General features: G+C 72.4%; 23 protein-coding genes. 12 read left to right on the top strand and 11 right to left on the bottom strand.

Going from position 1 to position 26,027, the window contains the following annotated elements; genetic code table 11:
- The first annotated feature begins 400 nt into the window (after window positions 1–400).
- Window positions 401–856 carry a YcaO-like family protein gene (locus AW270_RS42095; RefSeq protein WP_369408986.1) on the top strand — a complete coding sequence of 152 codons (456 nt, stop codon included), beginning with the start codon at window positions 401–403 and terminating at the stop codon, window positions 854–856.
- On the opposite strand, the gene AW270_RS09085 is transcribed toward AW270_RS42095, so the two are convergent.
- Both AW270_RS09085 and AW270_RS09080 read right to left on the bottom strand, forming a co-directional pair.
- On the bottom strand, window positions 838–1,539 hold the full coding sequence (locus AW270_RS09085) for a response regulator (protein ID WP_174549857.1): 702 nt from the start codon (window positions 1,537–1,539) through the stop codon (window positions 838–840). The genes AW270_RS42095 and AW270_RS09085 overlap by 19 nt on opposite strands.
- Window positions 1,540–1,762: 223 nt before the next feature.
- Window positions 1,763–2,965 carry a sensor histidine kinase gene (locus AW270_RS09080; protein WP_157521780.1) on the bottom strand — a complete coding sequence of 401 codons (1,203 nt, stop codon included), beginning with the start codon at window positions 2,963–2,965 and terminating at the stop codon, window positions 1,763–1,765.
- Between the two features lie 110 nt (window positions 2,966–3,075).
- Between AW270_RS09080 and AW270_RS09075 the strand changes: the two genes are divergently transcribed.
- The 5 genes from AW270_RS09075 (at window position 3,076) to AW270_RS09055 (ending at window position 8,932) form a co-directional block, all read left to right on the top strand.
- Window positions 3,076–3,783, top strand: coding sequence for an ABC transporter ATP-binding protein (locus AW270_RS09075; RefSeq protein WP_218009132.1), 708 nt, complete (start codon window positions 3,076–3,078; stop codon window positions 3,781–3,783).
- Window positions 3,777–6,131, top strand: a complete 2,355-nt coding sequence (locus AW270_RS09070) for an FtsX-like permease family protein (protein WP_063819147.1) — start codon at window positions 3,777–3,779, stop codon at window positions 6,129–6,131. Before AW270_RS09075 ends, AW270_RS09070 begins: the two co-directional genes overlap by 7 nt.
- 116 nt (window positions 6,132–6,247) lie before the next feature.
- Window positions 6,248–7,033: a glycerophosphodiester phosphodiesterase family protein gene (locus AW270_RS09065; RefSeq protein WP_082801419.1), complete on the top strand. Its 786-nt coding sequence runs from the start codon at window positions 6,248–6,250 to the stop codon at window positions 7,031–7,033.
- A 48-nt stretch (window positions 7,034–7,081) separates the two neighbouring features.
- Entirely contained in the window at window positions 7,082–8,440 is a 1,359-nt protein-coding gene (locus AW270_RS09060) for an MFS transporter (protein ID WP_061292764.1), read from the top strand.
- 147 nt (window positions 8,441–8,587) lie between these two features.
- Window positions 8,588–8,932, top strand: a complete 345-nt coding sequence (locus tag AW270_RS09055; protein ID WP_030453745.1) for an RNA polymerase-binding protein RbpA — start codon at window positions 8,588–8,590, stop codon at window positions 8,930–8,932.
- 69 nt (window positions 8,933–9,001) lie between these two features.
- Here the strand turns inward: AW270_RS09055 and AW270_RS09050 are convergent, their stop codons facing one another.
- From AW270_RS09050 to AW270_RS09025, 6 genes are all read right to left on the bottom strand, one after another.
- The gene (locus tag AW270_RS09050; RefSeq protein ID WP_061292763.1) at window positions 9,002–9,916 is read right to left on the bottom strand and encodes a hypothetical protein; all 915 of its coding nucleotides are present in this window, start codon (window positions 9,914–9,916) and stop codon (window positions 9,002–9,004) included.
- 71 nt (window positions 9,917–9,987) lie between these two features.
- Window positions 9,988–10,542 carry an RNA polymerase sigma factor gene (locus tag AW270_RS09045; RefSeq protein ID WP_061292761.1) on the bottom strand — a complete coding sequence of 185 codons (555 nt, stop codon included), beginning with the start codon at window positions 10,540–10,542 and terminating at the stop codon, window positions 9,988–9,990.
- Window positions 10,543–10,607: 65 nt separating this feature from the next.
- Window positions 10,608–11,087, bottom strand: coding sequence for an FxsA family protein (locus tag AW270_RS09040; RefSeq protein WP_061292759.1), 480 nt, complete (start codon window positions 11,085–11,087; stop codon window positions 10,608–10,610).
- 491 nt (window positions 11,088–11,578) lie between these two features.
- Complete coding sequence (locus tag AW270_RS09035; protein WP_061292757.1) at window positions 11,579–12,322, bottom strand: polyprenol monophosphomannose synthase; 744 nt, start codon at window positions 12,320–12,322, stop codon at window positions 11,579–11,581.
- 9 nt (window positions 12,323–12,331) lie between these two features.
- Window positions 12,332–13,891, bottom strand: coding sequence for an apolipoprotein N-acyltransferase (gene lnt, locus AW270_RS09030; RefSeq protein WP_245674636.1), 1,560 nt, complete (start codon window positions 13,889–13,891; stop codon window positions 12,332–12,334).
- A 556-nt stretch (window positions 13,892–14,447) separates the two neighbouring features.
- Window positions 14,448–16,658, bottom strand: a complete 2,211-nt coding sequence (locus tag AW270_RS09025; protein WP_061292755.1) for a HelD family protein — start codon at window positions 16,656–16,658, stop codon at window positions 14,448–14,450.
- Window positions 16,659–16,753: 95 nt separating this feature from the next.
- On the opposite strand from AW270_RS09025, the gene AW270_RS09020 reads away from it, so the two are divergent.
- Genes AW270_RS09020 through AW270_RS09010 form a run of 3 tightly spaced genes read left to right on the top strand, consistent with a single transcriptional unit; the run spans window position 16,754 to window position 20,151 of the window.
- Window positions 16,754–17,935 carry an ROK family transcriptional regulator gene (locus tag AW270_RS09020; RefSeq protein ID WP_061292753.1) on the top strand — a complete coding sequence of 394 codons (1,182 nt, stop codon included), beginning with the start codon at window positions 16,754–16,756 and terminating at the stop codon, window positions 17,933–17,935.
- Window positions 17,936–19,192 carry a 6-phospho-beta-glucosidase gene (locus tag AW270_RS09015; protein WP_061292751.1) on the top strand — a complete coding sequence of 419 codons (1,257 nt, stop codon included), beginning with the start codon at window positions 17,936–17,938 and terminating at the stop codon, window positions 19,190–19,192.
- The gene (locus AW270_RS09010) at window positions 19,192–20,151 is read left to right on the top strand and encodes an N-acetylglucosamine kinase (protein ID WP_174549856.1); all 960 of its coding nucleotides are present in this window, start codon (window positions 19,192–19,194) and stop codon (window positions 20,149–20,151) included. The genes AW270_RS09015 and AW270_RS09010 overlap by 1 nt, the downstream gene beginning before the upstream one ends.
- On the opposite strand, the gene AW270_RS09005 is transcribed toward AW270_RS09010, so the two are convergent.
- Together AW270_RS09005 and AW270_RS09000 are read right to left on the bottom strand one after the other, a co-directional pair.
- Window positions 20,130–20,570, bottom strand: coding sequence for an Lrp/AsnC family transcriptional regulator (locus tag AW270_RS09005; protein ID WP_061292747.1), 441 nt, complete (start codon window positions 20,568–20,570; stop codon window positions 20,130–20,132). The genes AW270_RS09010 and AW270_RS09005 overlap by 22 nt on opposite strands.
- 19 nt (window positions 20,571–20,589) lie before the next feature.
- A complete protein-coding gene (locus tag AW270_RS09000) occupies window positions 20,590–21,687 on the bottom strand; it encodes a M24 family metallopeptidase (RefSeq protein ID WP_245674635.1) in 1,098 nt (365 codons plus the stop codon).
- A 146-nt stretch (window positions 21,688–21,833) separates the two neighbouring features.
- On the opposite strand from AW270_RS09000, the gene AW270_RS08995 reads away from it, so the two are divergent.
- The 3 genes from AW270_RS08995 to AW270_RS08985 are packed head-to-tail and all read left to right on the top strand — an operon-like array spanning window position 21,834 to window position 25,122.
- Window positions 21,834–22,766 (top strand): PP2C family protein-serine/threonine phosphatase, encoded by a 933-nt coding sequence (locus AW270_RS08995; protein ID WP_082801417.1) that lies wholly within the window; start codon window positions 21,834–21,836, stop codon window positions 22,764–22,766.
- Between the two features lie 10 nt (window positions 22,767–22,776).
- Window positions 22,777–23,664: a 5'-3' exonuclease gene (locus tag AW270_RS08990; protein ID WP_061293488.1), complete on the top strand. Its 888-nt coding sequence runs from the start codon at window positions 22,777–22,779 to the stop codon at window positions 23,662–23,664.
- Window positions 23,665–23,682: 18 nt separating this feature from the next.
- Window positions 23,683–25,122: an RNB domain-containing ribonuclease gene (locus AW270_RS08985; protein WP_082801416.1), complete on the top strand. Its 1,440-nt coding sequence runs from the start codon at window positions 23,683–23,685 to the stop codon at window positions 25,120–25,122.
- Here AW270_RS08985 and AW270_RS08980 read toward each other — a convergent pair.
- A complete protein-coding gene (locus tag AW270_RS08980; protein ID WP_061292740.1) occupies window positions 25,119–26,018 on the bottom strand; it encodes a PQQ-binding-like beta-propeller repeat protein in 900 nt (299 codons plus the stop codon). The genes AW270_RS08985 and AW270_RS08980 overlap by 4 nt on opposite strands.
- Window positions 26,019–26,027 lie beyond the last annotated feature (9 nt).

Below are 26,027 nucleotides of genomic sequence, written 5' to 3'. Positions count from 1 at the left end.
AGACCATCTTGACCGGCGCGTCCCGACCGGACCGTCTCGACCGGCGCGATCCGACTGACGTGTCCCGCCCCTCCCGACCGGCGCGTTCTGAGCAGCGCGCCCCGACCAGACCGTCCCGACCAGACCATCTTGACCGGCGCGTCCCGACCGGACCGTCTCGACCGGCGCGATCCGACTGACGTGTCCCGCCCCTCCCGACCGGCGCGTTCTGAGCAGCGCGTTCTGAGCAGACCATCCCGATCAGACCGTCTTGACCGGCGCGATCCGACTGACGAGTCCCGCCCCTCCCGACTGGTGCGTTCTGAGCAGCGCGTTCTGAGCGCTCGCCTGCAGCGCGCGATGTCGTTTGCTGGTCTGTTGAGACCAAGCGCGTCCTGCTACCAGGGTTCCGGGCGGTTCGATCCACTTTGGCCGCCCCCAATCCCTCTCCGTCTCCCGGTCCCACTCCGACCCGGCCGACGCTGCACCCGCCCGACAACGACCGCGCCGGACACCGACTCTGATGCCGCTCCGCACCCAGCCTCACGCGTCCCCGGCCGCCACCGCCCCCGGCCTGGTTCAGACCCGGGCCTACCACCGGAGACCTGTGGCCATGGCCCGCGCGCCGGTCGAGGAGCGGGGGATGGAGATGCTCGCCCTCGACCAGACCGTGCCGGACCCCGGCCTGCCCGTGGTCGAGGTAGTCGTACCGGGATCACACCACTTGTGGTGGCAGCTGACCGCGGCCGGCTATACGACCTGCCCGCCCAGCTCGGCTTGGTGCCCAAACCGACCCCGACCCGACTCCAACCCCCGGCTCAATCCGACCGCCGGCACCATACAAGCGCACCTTCCGCGTCACCGTCCCCGCAGGTAGGCGAGCACGGCCAGCACCCGCCGGTGATCGTCTTCGGCCGGAGGCAGGTCGAGTTTGGCCAGGATGCTGGCGATGTGCTTCGCGACCGCCGCCTCGGTGACCACGAGCGCGCGGGCGATCGCGGCGTTGGAGCGGCCCTCCGCCACCAGACCGAGCACCTCGCGCTCCCGGGGAGTCAGCCGGGACAGCGGTTCCCGGCGACGGTTGAGCAGTTGCCGCACCACTTCGGGGTCGACGACCGTGTGCCCGGCCGCGACCCGTTCCACGGCGTCGACGAACTCGCGCACCTCACCGATGCGATCCTTGAGCAGGTAGCCGATGCCCACGCCACCCCCGGAGTCGAGCAGTTCGGCGGCGTAGGTCTGTTCGACGTACTGACTCAGCACCAGCACCGCCAGCCGCGGGCGGCTCGCCCGCAGCGTGAGCCCGGCCCGCAACCCCTCGTCGGTGAAGCCGGGTGGCATGCGGGCGTCGGCGACGATGATGTCGGGCTCGTGTTCGGCCACGGCGGCGATGAGCGCCTCGCCGTCACCGACCGCGGCGACCACGTCATGGCCGAACCGGTCGAGCAGCCCGACGAGCCCTTCACGCAGCAGCACGCCGTCTTCGGCCAGCGCTATCCGGAGACGAGGCACGCCAGATCTCTCCGAAAGCGGCACACGGCACCTCCACACGGGAGACATAAGGCCTCCACCGGCTTCCTCCGCATGTGCAGCGCGGAATCTCCACGCAGGCCATCCGGACGCGGACCTGAAACCTCCATCGGTCTCCTCCGAATCCGCGGCGCGGCATCCCCCCACGGGCGATCCGGACACGGACCTGAAGGGGACGCGGAATCCCCCACGGGCCATCCGGGCGGACCTAAAGGGGGCGCGGCATCCCCAAACCGGCTATCCGGACACGGACCTAGATGAGACACGGAATCTCCACCCGTAACGAGGTCGGACCGCCGGGCGGGCTCGACAGGGTCATCACGCCGTCGGTGACGGCGACGCGGTCGGCCAGGCCGGCCAGTCCCGATCCTCCGGCGGGGTCGGCTCCGCCCACTCCGTCATCCCGGACCTCCACCACCAGCGCGCCGTCCCGCAGGCGCCCGTAGACCAGGCCGTGGCGGGCCCCGCTGTGCTTGGCGATGTTCGTCATCGCCTCGGAGACGACGTAGTAGGCGGCGGCCTCGATCGGCGGGGGCAGCCGGCCGGGGAGTGAGACGTCGACGTCGACCGGGATGGGCGATCGCCCCGCCACGTCTTCCACGGCCGCGCCGAGCCCTCGGTCTGTGAGCACCTGAGGGTGGATGCCGCGGATGAGTTCCCGCAGCTCGGCCAGGGCGCGTTTGGCCTCCTCATGGGCGTCGGCGACCTGCGTCTCGGCGGGCGAACCGGGCGGCAGGTCGAGACGGGCCAGGCCGAGCTTCATGCTGAGGGAGACCAGCCGCTGCTGCGCGCCGTCGTGGAGGTCGCGCTCGATGCGGCGGCGTTCGGCTTCGAACGCGTCGACCAGCCGGGCCCGCGAGCGGATGACCTCGGCGTCGCCGGGCGCGATGACCGCCCGCGTGATCATGGCCCGGGTGCCCGCCCAGGCCACCAGCATGTACGCCGAGAGCGGCACCAGCAGCACTCCGCCCAGCGCCAGCGGCAGGCCGTCGGCCCAGTGCAGGCTCGGCTGGAACGGCCCCGACATCAGCAGCGCCGGCAGCCAGAAGGCGGAGGAGACCAGCCCCAGGTCCATCCAGCACAGCACCGACAGCGCGACGACCGTGAACCCGAACTCGCGCCAGGTCGCCTGCTCCCGTGCCCGGGTGAAGACCCAGGCCCGGACTCCCCTCTCCGGGGGTTTCACGTGGGGGTCGTCGACGGGAACCCGGTCGACCAGCCGCAGCCGCCACCGCTCGAACGCCGCCGCCGGCAGCGCCAGCAGCACCAGGACGAGCAGGGCGGCGGCGGCCGCGGTGCCCGTGCCGTAGAGGTAGGCCGTGTAGATGAGCAGGCACGCGGTCACGGCGTAGACCGCGCTGGCCAGCAGGTAGGCGAGCGCGCGCCACGGCCACGACGAGCTCAGGAACGCCAGTGGCCGGCGCGTCATCGCCGTCATGGCGGTCTGGATCAGCACGCCCCGACCGTAACCGATCAGCCCGGCGGGGCACGGTAGTGCCAGGACTACCTTCGTCTCTCGCCGCAGCACCAATGTGCCGCCGGGGCCGAGCGAGTTCGCTGGACCCCATGAAGGTTCGATTGGAAGCGGTACGCCGCACCTACGGCACAGTGACCGCCCTCGACGACGTGACGGCCACCTTCGACGCGGGCACCCTGACGGCGATCATGGGCCCGTCGGGCTCGGGGAAGTCGACACTGCTCCACTGCGCGGCCGGGCTCGACCGCCCGACCGGCGGGACGGTCGTCATCGACGGCACCGACCTCGGCTCCCTGAGTGAACACGGCCTGACCGTGCTGCGGCGCGAGCGGATCGGGTTCGTCTTCCAGGCGTTCAACCTGGTCTCGGCGCTGACCGCCGAGCAGAACGTGGCGCTGCCGCTGCGTCTGGCCGGCCGCCCGGCCGCCCCCGAGCTCGTCCGCGGGGCCTTGGCGCGGGTCGGTCTCGCCGACCGCGCCCACCACCGGCCGAACGGGCTGTCGGGCGGCGAGCAGCAGCGGGTGGCCATCGCGCGAGCGCTGATCACCAGGCCCGCCGTGGTCTTCGCCGACGAGCCGACCGGCCAGCTCGACACCCAGACCTCACGCCAGGTCCTGGGGATGCTGCGGGCCCTGGTCGACGACCACGGCCAGACGATGATCATGGTGACCCACGACCCGGTGACGGCCTCCTGCGCCGACCGGGTGATCTTCCTCGAAGACGGCCGCGTGGTCGACGAACTCACCGCCCCCCTCACGGCCGAGGCCGTCGCCGCCCGGATGGCCGCGGCATGTTGAGCTTCGCGACCGTCCGGGAGCGGTGGCACTCCTTCGCCGGAGGCTTCGTCGTGCTGCTCCTCGGCATGACGCTGGTCTCGATGAGCACCCTGGCCCTGACCTCGTCCGGCCCGGAGGTGCCCGGCCGGTTCGCCGGAACACCCGTGTTCGTCTCGGCCCCGCAGACCGATCGCCAAGACGGCGACTTCGCCCCCGACCGGCCGTGGTCACCCCAGCAGGTCACCGCCCTGCTCGACCGCCTGGCCATGATCCCCGGCGTGAGACGGGCGATCCCCGACCGGACCTTCTACGCCCAGCCGGTCATCTCAGGCCGCCCCATCGCGTCCGACCGAGGCTACGCCTGGTCGACGGCGATGCTCGCGCCCTACCCGCTGACGGCGGGCACCGCACCCGGCCGGGGCGAAGTGGCGCTCGACCGGTCCCTGGGTCTTCGTCCGGGGGCACGGGTGTCCGTGCTGACCGTGCGCGGTCCGGTGACCTACACCGTGTCCGGCACAGTCGACGGGCCGGGGGTCTACCTGAGCGACGCCGAGGCGGCGCGCCTCTCGGCCGGGATACGCGCGATCGGCCTGGTCACCGAACCGGGAGCCGACATCGCGGCGGTCGCGAAGGCCGCAGGGGAAGCTTCGGCCCACGTGGGGCGATCAGTCCTCACCGGAGACGCCCGGAGCGCGTTGGAGTCGCGGGACGACGAGCGGACCCGCTGGATCGGCCTCCAGGTCCTCACCGGCATGGCCGTGCTCTCGGGTTTCGTCTCGATCCTGGTCGTGGGGTCGACGTTCGCGGTCGGGGTGGCGCATCGCCGCCGGGAGTTCGGACTCCTCCGTGCCGTCGGCGCGACGCCGGGCCAGATCCGGCGGATGGTCTACGGCGAGGCGCTCGTCGTCGGCGTCGCCGCCACGGCCGCGGGGGTGGCGGCCGGCGCGTCACTCGCCCCCGTGCTGGGCGCGGTGCTGGTCGACGTCGGTTTCGAGCCCGACGGCTTCACGGTGAGCCTGTCGCCGCTCCCCCTCGCCGGCTCGTTCGTGGCCGGGGTGGTCGTGACGCTGGTCGCGGTGTGGTCGGCGTCCCGGCGGGCCGCGCGGGTGCGCCCTCTGGAGGCGCTGCGCGAGGCCGAGGTGGACGACCGGCCGATGCCGCGCGTGCGGTGGATCACCGGGCTGGCCCTCTGCGCGCTGGGCGTGGCCTCGGCGCTGGGCTCCGACCCCGAAGGGTCGTTCGTGATGTCGGGCCTGGTCGCCGCGATGGGGGTGATCGCCGGTCTGGCGCTGCTGTCCCCCGTCGTGGTCCCGCCCGTGGCCCGGCTCGTGTCGTGGCCGTTCGCCCGAGGGCGGGGTGCGGTCGGCCTGCTCGTCCGGGAGAACGCCCGGACCGCCGTCCGCAGGACCGCCGCCACGGCCACCCCGGTGCTGGTCACCGTGGGCTGCGCGGTGCTGATCACCGGGATGGTGCAGACGACCGCCGCCGGGTTCGCGGCCGTCCGCGCCACCACGATCCGCGCCGACGCGGTCGTCGTCCCCGACGGGACGCCCGGCCTGACCGACGCCTCCGGTGGTGAGTCGTCCCTGTTCAGCGCCCTCTTCGAGCCGAACGGCGACCCTCTCAGCACGATCGGGGCGACCCCCGAACTCCTGGCCCGCGCCGGTGACGCCACGGGCCCGCTCGACGCCCTCCGCCACGACGACCGGATCCTGGTGGCCGACTGGCTGGCCGAGGATCGCGGCCTGAGGCCGGGCGCGACGATGCCGGTGACCTTCGAAGACGGCACCTCCGCTCGCCTGACCGTCGCGGGCACGGTCAAGGACGCCGGCGCCGACGTGCTGATCTCCCGGGGCCTGCTCCGGAGACACGACCCCGTGGTCCTCGCCGAGGAGGCCTACGTCGTCGGCCCGGCCGCCGACCCCGGGGCGGGGGCTCGCGTGGTGGACGTCGCGACCTACTCGGCCGAGGCCGACGCCGAGGAGGACCGGCTCGTGTGGATCGCGACCCTGCTCCTCGTCGTGGTCTCCACCGCCTACGCGGGTGTGGCGATCGTGAACACGATGGTGATGTCGGCGGCCGGACGCGTCCGCGACCTGGAGGTCCTGCGGCTCTCGGGCGCGACGCCCCGGCAGGTGCGCGGCACCCTCGCGGCCGAGTCGGCGCTGGTGGTGCTGCTGGGCGCCGGGCTGGGGGCGGTGGTCGCGCTGCCCGCGCTGCTGGGCATCCGCGGCGCCTTCGCCGAGGCCATGCGGGCGGACGTCCCTCTCGTGATCCCCTGGCCGCTCATCGGGGGTGTGGTCGCCGCCTGTCTGGTGCTGGCCGCCGGGGCGTCCGTGCTCGCGGCGAGGATCGGGGGCGCCACCTGAGCGACGTCGGCGCGTTCCGTGCGGTTCACCCCGGCGTCCCCCGGGTGCGGAGCCAGGCGCTCCGCACCCGGGAAGGCAGGTGGAAAGGCTCCCGCACACCGGGCATACTCACGCTCGTGCAGCCACGGTTCGCCTTCCTCGATCATCCCGGGCCTCTCGCGTTCGCCCATCGGGGCGGCGCCGCCGAAGGGCGGGAGAACACGATGGCCGCCTTCGAGAAGGCCGTCGCGATGGGATACGCCTACCTGGAGACCGACGTCCACGCCACCGCCGACGGGCAGCTCGTGGCCTTTCACGACCACACCCTCGACCGGGTCACCGACCGGCGGGGGCGGATCTCCCGGCTGCCCTGGCGCGAGGTCGCCAAGGCCCGCATCGGCGGGGTCGACGAGATCCCGCTACTGGAGGACCTGCTCGGCGCCTGGCCCGACGTGAAGGTCAACATCGACGTGAAGGAGTCGCCGGCGATCGTGCCGCTGGCCCGGGTGCTGCGGCGCACCGGCGCGTCCGACCGGGTCTGCCTGACCTCGTTCTCGGACATGCGGCTGGCGCAGGCGCGGCGGGCCTGCGGGCCGCGGGTGTGCTCGGCGATGGGGCCGCGGGCGATCGCGGCGCTGCGCACGGCCTCGGCCCGGGGCGGCTACGGGCGGATGCTGGCCGGGCTGGCCCGCTCCGGCGTCCCGTGCGCGCAGGTGCCCGTCGGGTGGCGCGGGCTGCGCGTGGTCACCCCGGCGTTCGTCCGCACCGCCCACTCGATCGGCATGCAGGTCCACGTGTGGACCATCGACGACCGCCCCACCATGGAACGCCTGCTCGACCTCGGGGTCGACGGGATCATGACCGACAACATCACCGGGCTGCGCGAGGTGCTCACCGCGCGCGGCCAGTGGCCCACCACCTGAGGCAGATTCCAAGCGCGACACGCTTGGCCCTCCTGAGAGCGAGCAGCAATGACTTCCCCCCAGGTCATCGACGAGAGCCCGACGGCCAGAACCCGCGAACAGAAGGGTTGGTACTGGTACGACTGGGCCAACTCGGCCTTCCCGACCACGGTCATGACCGTGTTCCTGGGGCCCTACCTGACCGACATCGCCGAGACCGCCGCGAACGGGGCGCCGTTCGTCGACGTGATCGGCTTCGACGTGCGGCCCTCGGCCTACTACTCGTTCGTGGTCGGCGTGGCGGCGGTCTGCCAGATCGTGGTGATGCTGATCGCCGGGGCGCTGGCCGACCACACCGGGCGCAAGAAAGAGATCATGGGTTTCTTCGCCTACCTGGGGTCGGCGGCCACCCTGCTGATGTGGTTCGTCGCCGACGGGGCGTACATCCTGGGCGGGGTGCTGTTCATCATCGGCCAGACCAGCTTCGCGGCGGCCTTCGTCGTCTACAACTCGTTCCTGCCGCAGATCTCCACGCCCGAGGAGCGCGACCGGGTGTCGGCGCGCGGCTGGGGGTTCGGCTACCTGGGCGGCGGGCTGCTGCTGGTCGTCAACCTCGGGCTGTTCCTGAACGCCGAGGCGCTCGGCATGGAGACCGGCACGGCGGTGCGGCTCGCGCTGGCCTCGGCGGGCCTGTGGTGGGGCGGGTTCACGATCATCCCGCTGCTGCGGCTGCGCAACCGGCGCGGGCAGGCGCCGGCCGGTGAGGGCGCCGGCCGGGCCGTGGTGCTCAGCGTGCGGCAGCTCGGCCTCACCGTCCGCGACCTGATCACCCGCTACCCGCTGACGCTGGTGTTCCTGCTCGCCTACATCGCCTACAACGACGGCGTGCAGACGGTGATCTCCTTCTCGGCCACCTACGCCGACCAGGAGCTGCGCCTCGACGAGACCACCCGCATCGGGGCCATCCTCATGGTCCAGTTCGTGGCGTTCTTCGGCGCGATCCTGCTGGGCCGGGTCGCGATGCGGGTCGGCACCCGCAAGACGGTCCTGTGGTCGCTGGTGGCCTGGTGCGGGGTCGTGGCGGCCGCCTACTTCGTGCCTCCGGAGCAGCCGCTGCTGTTCTTCGCCCTCGGCTTCGCGATCGCGATCGTGATGGGGGGAACACAAGCACTGTCGCGGTCGTTGTTCTCCCACGTGATCCCAAAGGGGCGGGAAGCGGAGTATTACAGCCTCTATGAGATCAGTGACAAGGGTGCGACGCTCATCGGATCCTTCACCCTGGGCCTGGCCCTGCAGCTGACCGACAGTTATCGGTACGGCATCGTCTCGCTGGTGATCTTCTTCGTGATCGGCGGGGTGCTGCTCGCTTCCGTCAACCTGCCGAAGGCGATCAGGGCCGCGGGCAACGACGTGCCAGAACGGATTTGACGGCGAATCGGTTCACGAGCGCCGGAAAAAGCGCGATTGGATCACGTCTTGGGTGGGAATCCACACACGGTATCAGGCGTTGTACATGGTGGAGACCAACCCCTCTATAGCTGTTGTCGTATAGGGGGATCTCAGGAGGCTTAGAACATGGGCGAGCGTGCACTTCGCGGTACCCGGCTCGGCGCGACCAGCTACGAGAACGACCGCAACACCGATCTGGCACCCCGCCAGGAGGTGTCCTACACCTGCCCCAGGGGTCACCACACCACCGTTCCGCTGGCCGCTGAGGCCGAGATCCCCGCGAGCTGGGAGTGCCGTCACTGCGGCTCCCCCGCTCTCCGGGTCGACGCCGAGCAGCCCCAGCAGAAGAAGGCCAAGCCCCCACGCACCCACTGGGACATGCTGCTGGAGCGCCGCTCGATCGAAGACCTCGAAGAGGTCCTGAACGAGCGACTGGCCATCCTGCGGGCACAGCGGCGCAAGAGCGCGTAGGCCCCGACCCACCACCGACGCGAGGGCGCCTTCCGGATCATCCGGAAGGCGCCCTGTCGCGTTAGGACGTCAGCCACATGGCGTCTTCATGGTCATCCGTTTCCGTCCGGCGGGGGTCTTCGGCAGCTCCGGCTCCACGGCCAGCAAGGTGATCGCCTGCCCGGAGACGGCGCCCGCGGGGAGGGTCTTGCCGCCTTGGCGCTGGACGGTCGGGCGAGTGATCACCATCTGCTGACCCTGCAGCGCATAGCTGCCCGGCTCGAAGATCAGCTCCTCGCGGAAACCGTCGCCGTCGACACCGACGGTGATCGCCGGTTGGCCGGCGGCGGTGTAGCGGGCGTGCGTGGCCGAGATGCCGGGCAGTCCGGCCGCCAGCCTCAGCAGGTCGGCCGCGCGGCCGGGGTGGAAGTTCGCCGACGCGAGGAGACTGAGAACCTCCCGGAACCGCAAGGAGGGCGACCCCGAACGCGTGACCTCGGCCCGCAGATCGGGTGACCACCTGTCCGGGTCGCGGCGGGAGCAGAGCTCCGAGAAGAGCACTTCCTGGCCCATCCCGTTGAAATACAACCACGGACCCCGGCCGTCGGCCGGGAGCCAGTTCTCGCTCCATCCGGACGTGACCTCACCTCCGGGCGTCTCCCAGGACCGATGGGTCAGGCCCTCGTGGAAGAACTCGCCGGGCTTCGCCTCCAGTCGCAGCGGCCGGTTGAGCATGGCGTCGGCGGCCTTCAGCAGCACCTGCCGGGCGTCGAGGCGCGCAGGCGGGTCGGGCGGCGGCGGGAAGGCGGCCGGGACCGGGCGCAGCAGCACCGCCGCCGTCACGCCCACCAGCGCGGTCGCCAGCGCCGCCAGCAGCGGCCCCAGCCGGTTCCGCCACCCCCGGGGGCGGCTCCTCGCCGCGGCGGCCACGAACCGGGCACGGGCGTGGGCCAGGTCGGTCTCACCGGCCGGGGGGCGTTCGAACAGGGTCTCAAGATCACGCATCGACGGCCTCCGGGGTCGTCCATCCATCGGCGCCGGCAGTGGACAGCGGACCCCTCGCAACGGTCCTGAGGTCACGCATCGGGCGCCTCCAGCGCGGCCCTGACCCTGGTCCGGGCGCGGTTCAGGCGGGAGCGGACCGTCCCGACCGGGATCGACAGGGCCAGCGCCACCTCCCCGTAGGTGAACTGGGCCCACGCGACCAGCAGCAACACGTCGCGGTCGCCGGATTTCAGCGCCGCCAGGGCACGCAGCAGGGGCCGGTTCACGGCGAGCGTGGTCACGCCCTCCTCGACGAGGGCGGCGATCGTCTCGTCCGGGCCGCTGCGGGCGTAGGCGCGGTAGCGGGCCGTCTCCCTGCGGCGGTGCTTGCCGATCAGGTTGGACGCGATCCCGTAGAGCCACGGCCGGGCGTCGGTGTGGTGACCTGAGTAGACGTGGCGGCGGCGGAAGGCGTCCAGGAAAGTGTCGGAGACGACGTCGTCGGCCGCGTCGGGGCCCAGCCGACGGGCCACGTAGGCGTGTAAATGGGGTGCGTGCCGGTCGAACAGGGCGGCGAAGCACTCGGGCTCGGCCAGGGAACGCTGGATGAGGTCGTTGTCCCCGGCCGTCGCAATGGCATCCCTCATGGGATCCTCTCGGGCGGTGCGGCTTGACGTCCAGCTATCACCGCGAGCCGCCCGGAGGGTTCACGTCAGTCGTCGACGACCTCGCCGCGCACCACGTTCTCGCGCGGGCGGTCACGGCGGGCATCCTGCGGGGGCAGGCCCGTGATGAACGGCGCGTAGGGCGAACGGGCCGCCATCGCCTTCACGCGGCGTCCGAGGAACCAGGCCGCGCCGCGCCGGGCGAACGGCCGGGTGAACGGAAGGATCATGAAGAAGCCGAAGATGTCGGTGAAGAAACCGGGGGTCAGCAGCAGCGCGCCGCCCGCCACGATCAACGCGCCGTCGGCGAGCTCCTTGTCGGGCATGCGGCCCGACTCGATCGCCTTCTGCAGCGCGCTCCAGGCCCGGCGGCCCTCACGCCGCACCAGCCAGCCCCCCAGCAGGCTGTCGGCGATCAGCAACCCGACGGTGGTCCACCCACCGATGACCTCACCGATCTGGATCAAAAGCCAGATCTCCACAACGGGCACCACGAGAAACGCCAGGAAAAGCCCGATCCGCAGCATTCGCCACACCTCCACACGCGAGCCTACGGGGGTTCCAACGCACCCGCGCGGAACCCGGGTTCCCCGCTCAGCCGCAGGCGTAAACCTCGTCGAGGCGACGACGGAACCGCTGGCCACATCGCTTCGCCCATCCAACGAGCGGCGTAAACCTTACCGCCAACGGCGAAACCACCCCACCGGACCGGCGGCGCACCCAAGCTACCCACCACACCACCCATGCCCGCAGCGTGGGCCATTCCCCCACGCCGGCGTGTCACGCCGCCTCGCGTCTCAGTCGCAGCATGACATTCCCACTCGTAGCGGGAACCGCCCCCGCCACACCGCCTCGCCGACGCCGATCAAGGCATGACACCGCTGGTGCTGGCCACCGCTGTCACCGCGGCACCGGGATCATGATTTCAAGCCCGCATCAGGGCGACGCCGACCCAGGCCAGGGACGTCCACGCATGGAGGGGGCCATACCGCCCCGTGAATCCGACTGCGGCGCGGCCTTACCGCCGGCGCCGCAACCGCCCCGGCAGGCCCGTGACGCCCCACACGCTGATGCGCCACAGCGCCTCGGTCATCACGTCGCGGCTCATCTTGCTCTGCCCGACGGCCCGGTCGACGAAGGTGATGGGCACCTCGGTGATGCGCAGGCCCTCGCGGACCGTGCGCAGGGTGAGGTCGACCTGGAAGCAGTAGCCCTGCGACTGCACGCCCTCGACGCCGATCTTGCGCAGGGTGGTGGCGCGGTAGGCGCGGAAGCCGGCGGTCGCGTCGCGGACCGGCATGCCGAGCATGATCCGCGTGTACGTGTTGGCCCCCCGAGACAGGAACTCCCGCGACGTCGGCCAGTTGACGACCTTCCCGCCGGGCACCCACCGCGACCCGATCGCCAGGTCGGCGCCCCCCTCGACGGCCGCGAGCAGCTTGTGGAGCTCCTCGGGCTGGTGGGAGCCGTCGGCGTCGATCTCGATGAGGACGTCGTAGTCGCGGTCGAGGCCCCACTGGAAGCCGGCGATGTAGGCGGCGCCCAGGCCCTGCTTGCCGGGCCGGTGGAGGACGTGGACGTGGTCGTCGCGCTCGGCGATCTCGTCGGCGATCTTGCCGGTGCCGTCGGGGCTGTTGTCGTCGGCCACCAGGAGGTCGGCGTCGGGCAGCGCCGAGCGCAGCCGTTCGACGATGCGCGGCAGGTTGTCGCGCTCGTTGTAGGTGGGAACGATCACGAGCACGCGCCCAAACGTCCGGTCCATCGGCTCCTCCTAGTCCCGCCGGCTGCGCCGGGCGGCGACCCCGGCGGCCGCTGCGGCGACGACAGCGCCCGTTCCCGCCAACATCATTATGATCTCGGGCCAAACACCTACCCGAGTCGCGAGGGTGTCACGCGTGCGCACCTGAGCCGTCACCACGGTGCTCGTCGCCACGAGTTCGGGCGTCTCCCACAGGATGTCCCCGTCGGGGGCGACGTGGGCGGAGATGCCGGTCGTCGCGACCGGGATCACCGCGCGGTTGTGCTCGACCGCCCGGATCCGGGACATGGCGAGCTGCTGCGGCGGCAGGCTGGACAGTTCGTAGGTCGCGTTGTTGGTCTGCACCACCAGGGGCGAGCCGCCCGCGCGGACGGTCCCGTTGACGACGGTGTCGAAGGCCACCTCGTAGCAGCTCACGGCCCCGACGGTGACCGGCCCGACCTTGAGGTCGCCCGGCTTGTCACCGGGGATCGACTGCTTCCCGACGAGGGCGGCCCGCTCGAACAGCGACAGGACCAGGTCCTTGTACGGCGTGAACTCCCCGAACGGCACCAGCTTCTGCTTGTCGTAGTGGGCGCCGGGCCCGGTGACCGGGTCCCACACGATGCTGCGGGTCGCCCGCGCGTCGTCGCCGAGCGACACCACGGCCCCGACGAGCACCGGCACGCCGATGTCCTTCACGGCGGCGTCGATGATCGAGTAGGCCTCGGGGCTGCGGTAGGGGTCGATGTCGGTCGAGTTCTCCGGCCAGACCACCAGGTCGGGCCTGGGGTACTTCCCGGCCCTGACCGCCTCGGCCAGCCGGTGGGTCTCGTCGGCGTGGTTCTTGAGCACGACGGCGGGCTCGGTCGCGGAGAAGCCAAGCCCTTCCCTGCCGGGCACGCTGCCCTGGATCACCCCGATGTTCACCGTCTTGCCCTCGTCGACCTGGAGGGGGATGAGCATCCCCACCACCGGTAGGGCTATCACCCCGGCCGCCGTCAGTGCGACCACGCGCTCGCGGTAGTCGCGGGTGAAGAGGTGGACGCCCAGGTAGGCGAGCAGGCAACCGGTCAGGGCGACGGTGAAAGTTACAAACGGGGCGCCGCCGAGGGAGGCGTACTTCAGGTAGGGGGACGTGCCCTGGGAGAAGGCCAGGCGGGCCCACGGGAACCCGCCGACGGGGAACGTGCTGCGCCCCCACTCCTGGAGCACCCACAGGCACGCCACCCAGAGCGGCCACAGCCGCATCCGGATCACCAGGGAGACCAGGAGGGCCTGGACGGCCCAGAAAACGCTCTCAATGGCGACCAGGGCCAGCCAGGCGTCTTCTCCGATGGGCCGCACCCACGCCATGGCGGGGAGCATGAAGGCCAGGCCCGCCAGGTAGCCGATCCACAGGGCCCGGCGGGGACGCAGGCCGTACACCGACAGGACCACCGGGGCGACGCCGAGCGGGGCGAGGAACCACCAGCCGAGCGGCGGGAAGGCCAGGAAGATCAGCAGGCCGCCGGCGACGGCGAGCGCCGCGCGCGCCCACGTGGGTGGGGCGAACGCCGGGGCGGTCGACCGTACGGTCGCCGTTGCGAGCACGCGTCTCCTTGAACCAGACCGAATGGGGCTGGTCGGAACGCTACCGCGCCGGACGGCGGGCCCCAAAACAGGAAAGCCCGCGTCAGGAATCGGCCGGAAGAACAGCGATGGTCCTTGAGTTCTCCTGTGGCCACAGGAGAACTCAAGGACCATCCGGCTACGCACAGGGCACGGGTGCCACGTGCCCAGGCCCAACTCACGAGACGGTTCAGAGTCTCGAGCGCCCTTCGGACCGGTTCCGTCCCGTCGGCGGCGGGCGCGGAGTTCCGTTGTCTACTGGGCGCTGAAACTCTTCCCGGGTCCAACCCCCCACCCGGATGGAGTGCCCCGCCCCGACAAAAACGCCGGCGCCGCGCCTGGCTGAGCTACAGAGCGCCCCGAAGTGCGGGTGACGCTCGTCACGGACGCGGAATCCGACGATGTCTGAGGACGGCCAACCGGTCAGTCCCGTGCTGGACTCCGCAGCAAACTACCGACCTGAGCGCAGATGTCAACCAGCTCCCCAGCAGCGGGAACGCCAAGTTTTCGCAGGTGGGACAGGCTGGTACAAGGGCCGCTATCGGAGGCTGGCCAGCACGTCGGGCAACGGGCCGGTGTGGACGACGCAAAGGCGCTGGGTCGCCCTGGTCAGGGCCACGTAAAGGTCGCTGGCGCCGCGCGGCGACTCGGCCAGGATCTTCGCCGGTTCGACCACCACGACCGCGTCGAACTCCAGGCCCTTCGCCTCGGTCACGGTGAGCACCGCCACCTCGGCGTCGAGCGCCTCGGGACCGGTCATGTGGGGCATCCCGACGTCGAGCCCCACGGGCACGATCACGACCAGCCGGCCGTCGGGAACCTTCTGCTGCTCGATGATCCCGGGCAGGTCAGCGGCCAGATCGGCGGTGCGGACGGCGGTCGGCTTCTCGCCGCTCTCGCGGACCGAGTCGGGGGCCTTCAGCGCCGGGTCGACCAGGGTAAGCACGTCGGCCGCGACCGCCATCAGCTCGGCGGGCGTACGGTAGTTGACGGTCAGGTGGGACTCGCGCCAGCGGCCCTGGACGTAGGGGTCGAGCACGCTCTTCCAGCTCGGCGCGCCGGCCGCCGAGCCGGTCTGGGCGATGTCGCCGACGATCGTCATCGACCGCGACGGGCAGCGGCGCATGAGCGTGCGCCAGGCCATCGCCGACAGTTCCTGGGCCTCGTCGACGATCACGTGCCCGAAGGCCCACGTCCGGTCGCGGGCGGCGCGCTCGGCCGTTGTGAGATATCCCTCTTCCGCCTGCTGGCGTTCGGCGAAACGCTCGGCGTCCATGATGTCGGCCAGGCCGGTCATCTCCAGGACCTCGCGGGCGTAGGCGAGCTGCTGCTCGCGCTCCTCCTCGGCGCGGCGGGCGGCCCGCAGCACGCCCTCGTCGATGTCGCCGAGCAGTTCGGCCGCCTCGTCGAGCAGCGGCACATCGGCCTCGCTCCACCAGTGTTCGCCCTTGCGCGGCGGCTCGCGGAGCAGCAGCGCGGCCTCGCCCTTGCTCAGGCCGGCCGCCAGCAGGCGCTCGGTGGAGGTGAACAGGCCGATGAGGAGCTGGTGGGGGGTCAGGTAGGGCCACAGCTTGTTGAGGGCGGCCTTCACCGGCTCCTCGGTCCGCAGGTCCTCGCGCAGGTCGGCGAAGTCCTCGTCGGAGAGCATGCCCCGGCCCAGGCTGCGGGCGGCCTGCTTGGTCAGCGTGTTGAGCAGGTGCCGCACGAACACCGCGCGGGCCTGGTTGTGCGGGCGGCGCGACTTGACCGCGCGGTTGCGGGCCGCCTCGAAGGTCTGCCGGTCGAGCCGCAGGGTGTAGCGGTCGAGCCGGATGTCGACGGGCTTGCCGGGCATGCGCTGCCGGTCGGCGATGGCGCGGGCGAGCACGTCGGCCATCCGCAGCCCGCCCTTGAGCGCCGCGGCGGCGGCCGGTTCGGCGCGCCTGGCGGTCACCCCGGGGAACAGCTCCCCCACCGTCGACAGCAGCACGTCGGTCTCGCCCAGCGACGGCAGGACCTGCTCGATGTAGCGCAGGAACGTGAGGTTCGGCCCGACGATGAGCACCCCTCGGCGCTCCAGCCTCTCTCTGTACGTGTAGAGCAGGTAGGCCGCCCGGTGGAGCGCGACCACGGTCTTGCCGGTGCCCGGCCCGCCCTGCACGACCATCACGCCCGACAGGTCGCCCCGGATGATCCGGTCTTGTTCGGCCTGGATGGTGGCCACGATGTCGCGCATCCGGCCGGTGCGGGTCTCGGAGAGGGCGGCCAGCAGGGCGGCCTCGCCGTTGAGGGTGGCCCGGTCGGCGGCGGTCAGGCTGTCGAGGTCGAGCAGGTCGTCGTCGACCGAGACGACCGTGCGGCCCTTGATGTGGAGGTGGCGGCGCCGGGTCACGCCCATCGGCGCGGCCGGGGTGGCGCGGTAGAACGGCTGGGCGACCGGGGCCCGCCAGTCGATCAGCAACCGCCGCTGCTCGTCGTCGGTCAGGCCGATGCGGCCGATGTAGAACCGGGTCTCCTCCTCGCCGGGCGCGAGGTCGAGGCGGCCGAAGCACAGGCCGCGCTCGACGGCCCACAGGCGGGCCAGGCGCTGGGAGTACATGACGGCGAAGTTGTCGCGTTCCGACCGGTTCTGGTGGGTGCCGAACGCGCCCTGGGCGAGCACGCCGTCGAGCTGCTCACGGGTGCGCACCCGCAACTGGTCGAGCCGGTCGTAGAGGCCGGCGACATAGTCGCGTTCACGGGTCAGCTCGGGCGCGGATGACTGTGGCATAGGCCGATAGATTCTACGCGTACCGCGAAGGCCCCCGGTCACGATGCGGTTTCGGGCGATTGACTTATTTGGAAGGTTTCTTTACTTTCTCCAAAGTGAGCCAGCCGACCCCCGGAACCCCCAGCCTGCTGCGGGCCATCAACGACCGCGCGGCGCTGCGGGTCCTCCTCGACCGGGGCCCGCTGACCCGCCCCGAGCTCGGCGCCCTGACCGGGCTGTCCAAGCCGACCGCCTCCCAGCTGCTGCTCCGCCTCCAGGAGGCCGGGCTGGTGGTCCTCGACGGCATCCGCGAGGGCCTGCCCGGCCGGACCGCCGAGCTCTACCGCATCAACGCCGGGGCGGCCCACGTGGCGGCCCTCGACGTGACCCGCGACCGGGTCGAGGTCGCCGTGGCCGACCTCACCGGTTCGGTCGTCGGCACGTCCACCCTGCCGACCCCCGGGCGGGCGCAGGGCGACGTGGTGGACAAGGTCCGCACCGCCCTGGCCGAGGCGTGGCCCCACCGGGTCAACCGGGTGGTGATCGGCATCCAGGGCGCCGTCGACCCGGGCACCGGCCGCCTCGGCTACGCCGCCCACATCCCGGGCTGGCACATCCCGGACCTCGTCCGGACCCTCTCGGAGGGTGTCGGCACGCCGGTCGACGTGGAGAACGACGTCAACCTGGTCGCGCTGGCCGAACGCGCCCACGGCAAGCACGGCGACTTCGTGCTGCTCTGGGTGGACTCGGGCATCGGCTCGGCGATCGTGCTGGGCGACCGCCTGCACCGGGGGGCGACCGGCGGGGCCGGGGAGGTCGGCTACATGCCGGCCGTCGGCGCGCCCACCGCGCGCGACGTCGGCAAGCGGGTCGACCACGGCTTCCAGGCGCTCGCCGGGGGCCAGGCGGTGCTGCGGCTGCTGCGGGCGCGCGGCATCCGTGGAACGTCCGCGGCGCAGGCCGTGGAACGCGCCGTCCAGGTCGTCGAGGACGGCGGCCGGAACGCCGATGAGGCCGCCGAGGGGCTGCGGGAGATCGCCCGCCGCCTGGCCATGGGGCTGGCGTCGATCACGGCGGTGCTCGACCCCGAGGTCATCGTGCTGGCCGGAGGGATGCCGCTGGCGGGCGGCGAGACGCTGCGCGCGATGACCGAACGCGAACTGCACGCCCTCACGCTGCCCCGGCCGCCGCTGCGGCTGTCGGCCGTCGGGGGCAACCCGGTGCTGGCCGGGGCGCTGCACCTGGGGCTGGACGTGGTCCGGGACGAGGTCTTCGGATCGAAACTACAAGGAGGATGAGTGAAACTCGCCGTTGTCGGGGGCGGCTCGACGTACACACCAGAGCTGATCGACGGCTTCGCGCGGCTGCGCGACGAGCTGCCGCTGAGTGAGGTCGCCCTGGTCGACCCGGACGCCCACCGGCTGTCCCTGGTCGCCGGGATGTCCCGCCGCATGCTGGCCCGCGCGGGACACCCCGCCGTGGTGACCGAGCACGCGGAGGTCGGGCCGGGGGTCGAGGGGGCCGGGGCGGTGCTGCTGCAGCTGCGCGTCGGCGGCCAGGCGGCCCGGAACGTGGACGAGACGCTGCCGCTGGAGTGCGGCTGCGTCGGGCAGGAGACGACCGGCGCGGGCGGCCTGGCCAAGGCGCTGCGGACCGTCCCGGTCGTGCTGGAGATCGCCGAGGAGGTCCGCCGCCGCGCGCCGGGCGCGTGGATCGTCGACTTCACCAACCCCGTCGGGATCGTGACCCGGGCGCTGCTGGACGCCGGGCATCGGGCCATCGGGCTCTGCAACGTGGCGATCGGGATGCAGCGGCGGTTCGCCGGGCTGCTCGGCGTGCCCTGGCAGTCGATCGGGCTGGGCCACGTCGGCCTGAACCACCTCACGTGGGAACGCTCGGTGACCGTGGACGGGCGCGAGGTGCTCCCCCGGCTGCTCGGCGAGCACGCCGCCGCGATCGCGGCCGAGGTCGGGGTGCCCGAGTGGATCCTGCGCGACCTCGGGGTCGTGCCCTCCTACTACCTGCGCTACTTCTACGAGCACGACAACGTGGTGGCCGAGCAGCGGGTCAAGCCGTCGCGGGCGGCCGAGGTGGCCGCGATGGAGCAGACCCTGCTCGACGTCTACGCCGACCCCGCCAGCGACACCAAGCCCGAGCTGCTGGGCAAGCGCGGCGGCGCCTACTACTCGGAGGCGGCGGTCGCGCTGATCGCCTCGCTGGCCGGGGACCGGGGCGACGTGCAGGTGGTGAACACCCGCAACGGCGGCACGCTGCCGTTCCTGCCCGCCGAGGCGGTCATCGAGGTGCCCGCCGTGATCGGCGCGTCCGGCGCCACGCCCCTGGCCGTCGACCCGGTCGAGCCGCTGTACCGGGGGCTGATCGCGAACGTGTCGGCGTACGAGGAACTGGCCCTGACCGCGGCCCTCGGCGGCGGGGAACGCCGCGTGCGGGACGCCCTGCTCGCCCACCCGCTGGTCGGCCAGTCGGACCTGGCGACCGGGCTGGCCTCGCGCCTGGTCGAGGCCAACCGCGCCCACCTGTCGTGGGCCCGTTGATGCGGACGATCCTGGCGGTCGACGGCGGCAACAGCAAGACCGACGTCGCCCTGGTCGGCGAGGACGGCGTGGTCCTCGGCACCTGGCGTGGCGGCCCGTTCACCCCGCAGAGCAGCGGCGTGGTCCCGGCCGTCGACGTGATCGAGAACGCCCTGCCCGGCCGGGGCCCCTACGCCGACCACGTCTTCGCCTACGTCGCGGGCGCCGACCTGCCGATCGAGGAGGTCCGGCTCCGCGACGAGATGGCCCGCCGCGGCTTCGCCCCCGAGATCGTCGTCGGCAACGACACCTTCGCCCTGCTCAGAGCGGGCGCGAGCGGCCCGTGGGGCGCGGCGGTGGTGTGCGGCGCCGGGATCAACGCCGTCGCCGTCGGCCCCGACGGCCGGGTGGCCCGCTTCCCCGCGCTGGGCAGGCTGTCGGGCGACTGGGGCGGAGGCGGCGGCATCGCCGAGGAGGCCCTCTGGCACGCCGTCCGCGCCGAGGACGGCCGGGGACCCGCCACCGCCCTGGCCGACGTGGTCCGCCGGGTCTTCGGCAAGGCGACCGTCGAGGAGGTGGTCGTCGACCTGCACTTCGGCGACCTGCCCTACGACCGCCTCCACGACCTGGTGGCCCCGCTGCTGGAGACCGCCCGCCACGGCGACCCGGTCGCCCGCGAGGTGATCACCCGGCTGGCCGACGAGATCGCCGTGCTCGGCGTCGTCGCCATGCGCCGCATCGGCCTGCTCGACGGCCCGTGTGAGGTGGTGCTCGGCGGAGGCGTGCTCACCGCCCGCGACCCGTTCCTGACCGGCCTGGTCGAGGCCCGGTACGCCGCCCAGGCCCCGCACGCCAAACTCGTCGTCGCCGACGTCCCCCCGATCGTCGGCGCGGCCTTCAAGGGACTGGACGCCCTCGGCGCCGCCCCCGAGGCCTACGACAACGTCCGCGCGGCCTTTCAGACGGCGGGCGGCCGGTAGTCGAACGGGGTGGAGAGCACGACCGTGGTCCGGGTCGACACGTTGGCGGCGGCCCGGATCTGGTTGAGCAGCTCCTCGAGGTCGTGGGGCGAGCCCACCCGCACCTTGAGGATGTAGCTCTCGTCACCGGCCACGCTGTGGCACGACTCGATGGCGGCCAGGTGGCGCAGCCGGTCGGGCGCGTCGTCGGCGGCGGCCGGGTCGATGGGCTTGATCGACACGAAGGCGGTCAGCGGCAGCCCGACCTCGTCGAAGTCGACCAGCGCGGCGTAACCCTTGATCACGCCGCGTTTCTCCAGCCGCCGCACCCGTTGGTGGACCGCCGACACCGACAGCCCGGTCTCCTTGGCCAGATCGGTGAAGCTCATCCGTCCGTCGGCGGCCAGCAACGCGACGATCCGCCTGTCGATCTCCTCCATTGCGCAAACGGTACGGCAATCAGACGATCACCAGATCCCTGGACGAGTTGTTGAGGCGGGAAACCCCGTCGTCGGTGCAGATGACGATGTCCTCGATGCGGGCGCCGTGTTCGCCCGGCAGGTAGATGCCCGGCTCGACCGAGAACGCCATGCCCGGCGCCAGCACCTCGTCGTTGCCCGCCACGATGTAGGGGTCTTCGTGGGACTCCAGGCCGATGCCGTGGCCGGTGCGGTGGATGAACAGGTCGCCGTAGCCGGCCGCCGCGATCACCTCGCGGGCCGCCGCGTCGATCGACTCGCAGGTCACCCCGGGGCGGACCGCCTCGCAGGCGGCGTCCTGCGCCTCCCGCAGCACGGCGAAGTAGCGCGCGTAGTCGGCCGGGGGCTCGCCCACGCAGTAGTTGCGGGTGGAGTCGGAGCAGTAGCCGGTGGCCATCGTGCCGCCGATGTCGACCACGACCGGCTCGCCGGGCCGGATCACCCGGTCGGACACGTCGTGGTGGGGCGAGGCGCCGTTGGGGCCCGAGGCGACGATGACGAAGTCGATCGTGACGTGGCCGGCGGCCAGGATCGCGTCGGCGATGTCGCGGCCGACCTCGCGCTCGGTCCGGCCCGCCTTCAGCAGCGTGGGCACCAGCGCGTGGACCGCGTCGATCGCCGCCCCGGCCTCGGCCAGCGCCGCCGCCTCGGCGGCCGACTTGCGCATCCGCAGGTCGCGCAGCACGGTCGAGGCGAGCACCTGCTCGGCCCCCGGGAGGGCGGCGCGGAAGCGCAGCGACTGCATCGCCCACATCCGGTCGGCCAGCGCCACACTGCCGACCTCGCCCAGCCTGCGGGCCACGACCGCGTAGGGGTCGTCGGTCTCGTCCCACGGCACGAACTCCACGCCCAGCCGCCCGGCCGCAGACGTCTGGGCGGCGGGCAGTTCGAGGCGCGGCACCATCATGAAGGGGTCGCCGCCGTCGCCCGGCACGACCAGACAGGTCAGCCGTTCGAGCGCGTGGGCGTCGTAGCCCGACACGTAGCGCAGATCGGGGCCGGGGGTCAGCAGCAGGGCGCCGACGCCGGACGCCGCGGTGGCCGATCGCACCAGGTCGAGGCGGTCGGCCGAAAACACGTCAAGGGACTCCGTTGTCACAGCGTCATACTAGAAGTGGCGTGGATCGGCGAAAAACCCGGCAGCTCGTCCAGACCGATGCTACGCTCCGCACAGGGCCGTTTACGGCTCGTCCCCCTCCTGTCACTTCTCACCCCGTTTGGACCATGCGTTTCCCGAGAGCGAGCCTCACCATGACCGGCGGCGCCGGTGGCGAGCAGCCGCCCCTGACCTCCATCGAGGAGTCTGCCCTCGTCGGCGCCCACACGGCCGCCGACATGGTCGCCTCGATGCGAGACCGGCTCGACCGGACCGAGGCGCGCCTCGCGGAACAGCGCGAGCTGACCTATCTGCTGCGCGACGCCATCCTCCCCGAGCCCGGCGCCGATCTGATGCTGCCCAGCGCCAGGGTCGCCGTGCGCTGCGTGCCGATGGAGGACCGCCCGGTCGGCAGCCACCACCGGCAGGTCGCCGGGGAGCCCGAGCAGCTCTTCAACGTGCTCGGCGGCGACTGGTGGGAGGCGAGCAACCTGCCCGACGGGCGGGTCCTGCTGGCCGTCGGCGACGTGTCCGGCCACGGCATCCCCGCCATCGCCCACATGGCCCAGCTCCGCCACGGCCTGGCCGCGCTGGCGATGACCGGCCAGGGCCCCGGCGCGATGCTCGGGTGGCTCAACACGCTGACGATGACCCGTCTCGACGACACCACCGCCACCGCCGTGGTCGGCCTGTTCGACCCCAAGACGCTCCGGTTCACCTGGGCCGGCGCGGGCCACCCGGTGCCGGTGCTGGTGCGCGGCGGGATCGCCCGGCCGATGGTCGCCCCGCCCGGCGTGCTGCTCGGGGCCGCCCTCAAACCGGCCTACGGCGTGGCCAAGGTCCAGCTCCGGCCGGGCGACGTGCTGCTGATGTTCAGCGACGGGCTGATCGAGCGGCGTGACCGCGACATCGACGAGGGCCAGGCGCAGGTGCTCGCGGCGGCCGGGTCGCTGACCGTGGCCGACCTGCCCACGACCGTCGACGCGATGCTGAAGACCGTCGGCGGGCCCAATCCGCGCGACGACACGTGCCTGCTCGCGGTGGGGGTGCTGGGAGCATAGACGGGTGCTGATGCTTCTCGACACCCCGTCGCTCTACTTCCGCGCCTACTACGGCGTGCCGGAGTCGATGACCGCCCCTGACGGCATGCCCGTCAACGCCGTCCGGGGCCTGATCGACATGATCGCCACGCTGGTGAAGGCGCACTCCCCCACCCATCTGGTCGCGGCGATGGACGCCGACTGGCGGCCCGCGTTCCGGGTGGCGGCGATCCCGTCGTACAAGGCCCATCGCGTCGCCTCGGGCGACGAGGAGGAGATCCCCGACACGCTGGCCCCGCAGGTTCCGGTCATCGAACAGGTCCTCGCCGCCGTGGGCATCGCGTCCTTCGGGGTCGAGGGGTACGAGGCCGACGACGTCATCGGCACCCTCACGGCGACCTCTGCGCAGCCGGTCGAGATCGTCACCGGCGACCGGGATCTGTTCCAGCTCGTCGACGACGCCAAACGGCGCCGGGTCCTTTACACAGTAAGGGGAATCCGGAACCTGCAGACGGTCGACGAGGCGTGGGTGACGGCGAAATACGGCATCCCCGGCCAGGCCTACGCCGACTTCGCCACCCTCCGGGGCGACCCCTCCGACGGGCTGCCCGGCGTGGCCGGGATCGGCGAGAAGACGGCCGCCTCGCTGATCACCCGCTTCGGGTCCCTCGACGCGCTGCTCGCGGCGGTCGGCGACGAGGGCTTCCCGGCCGGGGCGCGGAACAAGCTGGAGGCCGCCCGCGACTACCTGGCCGTCGCGCCCGCCGTGGTGAAGGTGGCCCATGACGTGCCGATCCCCTCGGTGCCGTTCGAGGTGCCGGCCAAGCCCCACGACCCCGAGGCGCTGGTCGCCCTGGCCGACCGTTACGGGCTCGACAGCCCCCTGAACCGGCTGCTGACCGTGCTCGGGAAGGGCTGAACCGCTACGTTGAGGGACGTGCCACACCGAAAAATCCGGATACCCGACGCCGGACCGCCGCGCCTGAGCGAGGGCTTCGACCGGGTGCGCCGGGAGTTCGACCTGCCCGACGAGTTCCCCCAGGCGGTCCTCGACGAGGCCACGGCCACGGCCTCCCGGCGGTTCCGCCTCGAAGACCGCACCGATCTGCCGTTCCTGACCATCGACCCGCCCGGCTCGATGGACCTCGACCAGGCCCTCTGCCTGGAGGAGCGCCAGAACGGCTACCGGGTCTGGTACGCCATCGCCGACGTCGGCTCCTTCGTCCGCCCCGGCGGGGCGATCGACCGGGAGGCCCGGCGCCGGGGCGAGACCGTCTACCTGCCCGACGGGCGGGTGCCCCTCCACCCGCCGGTGCTGTCGGAGGGCGCGGCCAGCCTGCTGCCCGGCGAGGTCCGCCCGGTGGCCCTCTGGTGCGTCGATCTCGACGCCGAGGGCCAGGTCGTCGGTTCCGACGTCCGGCCGGCGCTGGTGCGGAGCCGGGAACGGCTCGACTACGACTACGTGCAGACCCTCGTCGACACCGGCCGCGCCGACGGGACCCTGCGCCTGCTCTCGGAGATCGGGCCGCTGCGGCTGGAGATCGAGCGTGCCCGCGGCGGGGTCACGCTGCCGACCCCCGACCAGGAGGTCGTCCGGGCGGGTGACGGCTACCGGGTGGAGTTCCGCTCGCCGCAGCCGTGCGAGGAGTGGAACGCGCAGATCTCCCTGCTGACCGGCATGTCGGCGGCCCAGATGATGCTCGACGCCGAGGTGGGGATCCTGCGGGTGCTCCCGTCGGCCGGGCCGGCCGACGTCGGCAAGGTCCGCCGGATGGCGCTGGCCCTCGGCGTGCCCTGGCCCGAGGGGGCGGGCTACGGCGAGGTCGTCCACGGTCTCGACCCGAAGATCCCCGGCCACGCGGCCTTCCTCCACGAGTCGACGGTCCTGCTGCGCGGCGCCGCCTACGTCGGCTTCGACGGCGATCCGCCCCCCGACGCCCTGCACGCCGCGGTCGCCGCGCCCTACGCCCACGTCACCGCTCCCCTGCGGCGGCTGGTCGACCGCTACGCCACCGAGGTCTGCCTGGCTGTGGCCGCCGGCGAACCGGTGCCCGAGGAGATCGGCCAGGCGCTGACGGAGCTCCCCGCCCAGATGGCGGCGGCGACGAGGCGGACGTCCGGGGTCGAGCGGGCCTGCGTCGACCTGGTCGAGGCGTTCCTGCTGCGCGACCGCATCGGCGAGACCTTCGAGGCGGTCGTCGTCGACGTCGCCGAGAACGGCAAGGGCGGCCAGATCCAGATCTCCGAACCCGCCGTGATCGCCCGCTGCGACGGCGCCGACCTCCCCCTGGGGCAGCGGGTCTCCGCCCGGCTCCTGCGCGCCGACACGGCCACCCGGGAGATCCGCTTCACCTGGGAACACCCGGCGACCGACTAGATCCGAGGTCCTGCCCCGAGTCCTCCCGGTCCGGCCGGGCAGTCCAGGATCCGTCCGTCGCCCGTGCCGACCAGCAGCCGGCCCGGCCCGGCGACGGTGAGGGCCGTCGGCAGGACGGACACCGCTCCGATGGTCAGGGGGCCACGCCCGCGCACGGTCCCGGTGTGAAGGTCGAGCACGACGATCTCACCGTCGTCGTAGGCGACGTAGACGGCGTCGTCGCCGGCGTCCAGCGCCGTGGCGGGCCGGTCGGTGCGGAAGATCCAGAGTGGTGCCTCCACCGCATGGACGTTGCGGCGAGGTTCCCAACCCTTGCCCAGTCGGGTCACAGCGGCGCGGGCGGCCTCGCGACCGTCGGGGCGCGGTGCCGGGATCCGAGGGCCGACCAGGTCGTAGGAGGTGACCGATCGGGGAGGCACCCTGCCCCAGTCGGTCCGCCGCACCACCGCGACGTGCCCCTCAGTCCACGCGTCCGGGTCGTCCCAGTCATCCGGGGGCGCCATCACCACCCGTAAGGCCTGGTCGTCGAGCCACTCCAGGCCGAGGATCTGTCGGCCCGACGCGTCGTAGCCGGGCAGGTGCTCGATGAGCGGCGCGGCCACACCCGTTTCCAGGGACAGCAGGAACAGTTCCCCGCCGAAGTGGTAGCCGCCGTCGTACTGGCCAGTGCCGATCGCGAGGAGTGGAAGAGTGGGGTGGAAGGCCATCGCGTGGACCTTGTGGCGCGAGTGGACCAGGGCCCGGCAACTCAGGTCGCGCGTGTCGTAGACGCCGACGGGGACAGGGCTGCGGAAGTCCGCGGCCCCGGCCACGGCGAGCAGGCCACGACGCTCGTCGGTGACGGCGAGGGCGGGCTCTCCGATCTCGGCGAAGGGGCGGTCGCCGTACACGATCACGCTGGCGAT

It is taken from the genome of Herbidospora cretacea (assembly GCF_001570605.1).
GTDB classification, from domain to species: domain Bacteria; phylum Actinomycetota; class Actinomycetes; order Streptosporangiales; family Streptosporangiaceae; genus Herbidospora; species Herbidospora cretacea.
Note: the sequence above shows the minus strand (reverse complement) of the source record. Positions and strands in the feature narration are given on the sequence as shown.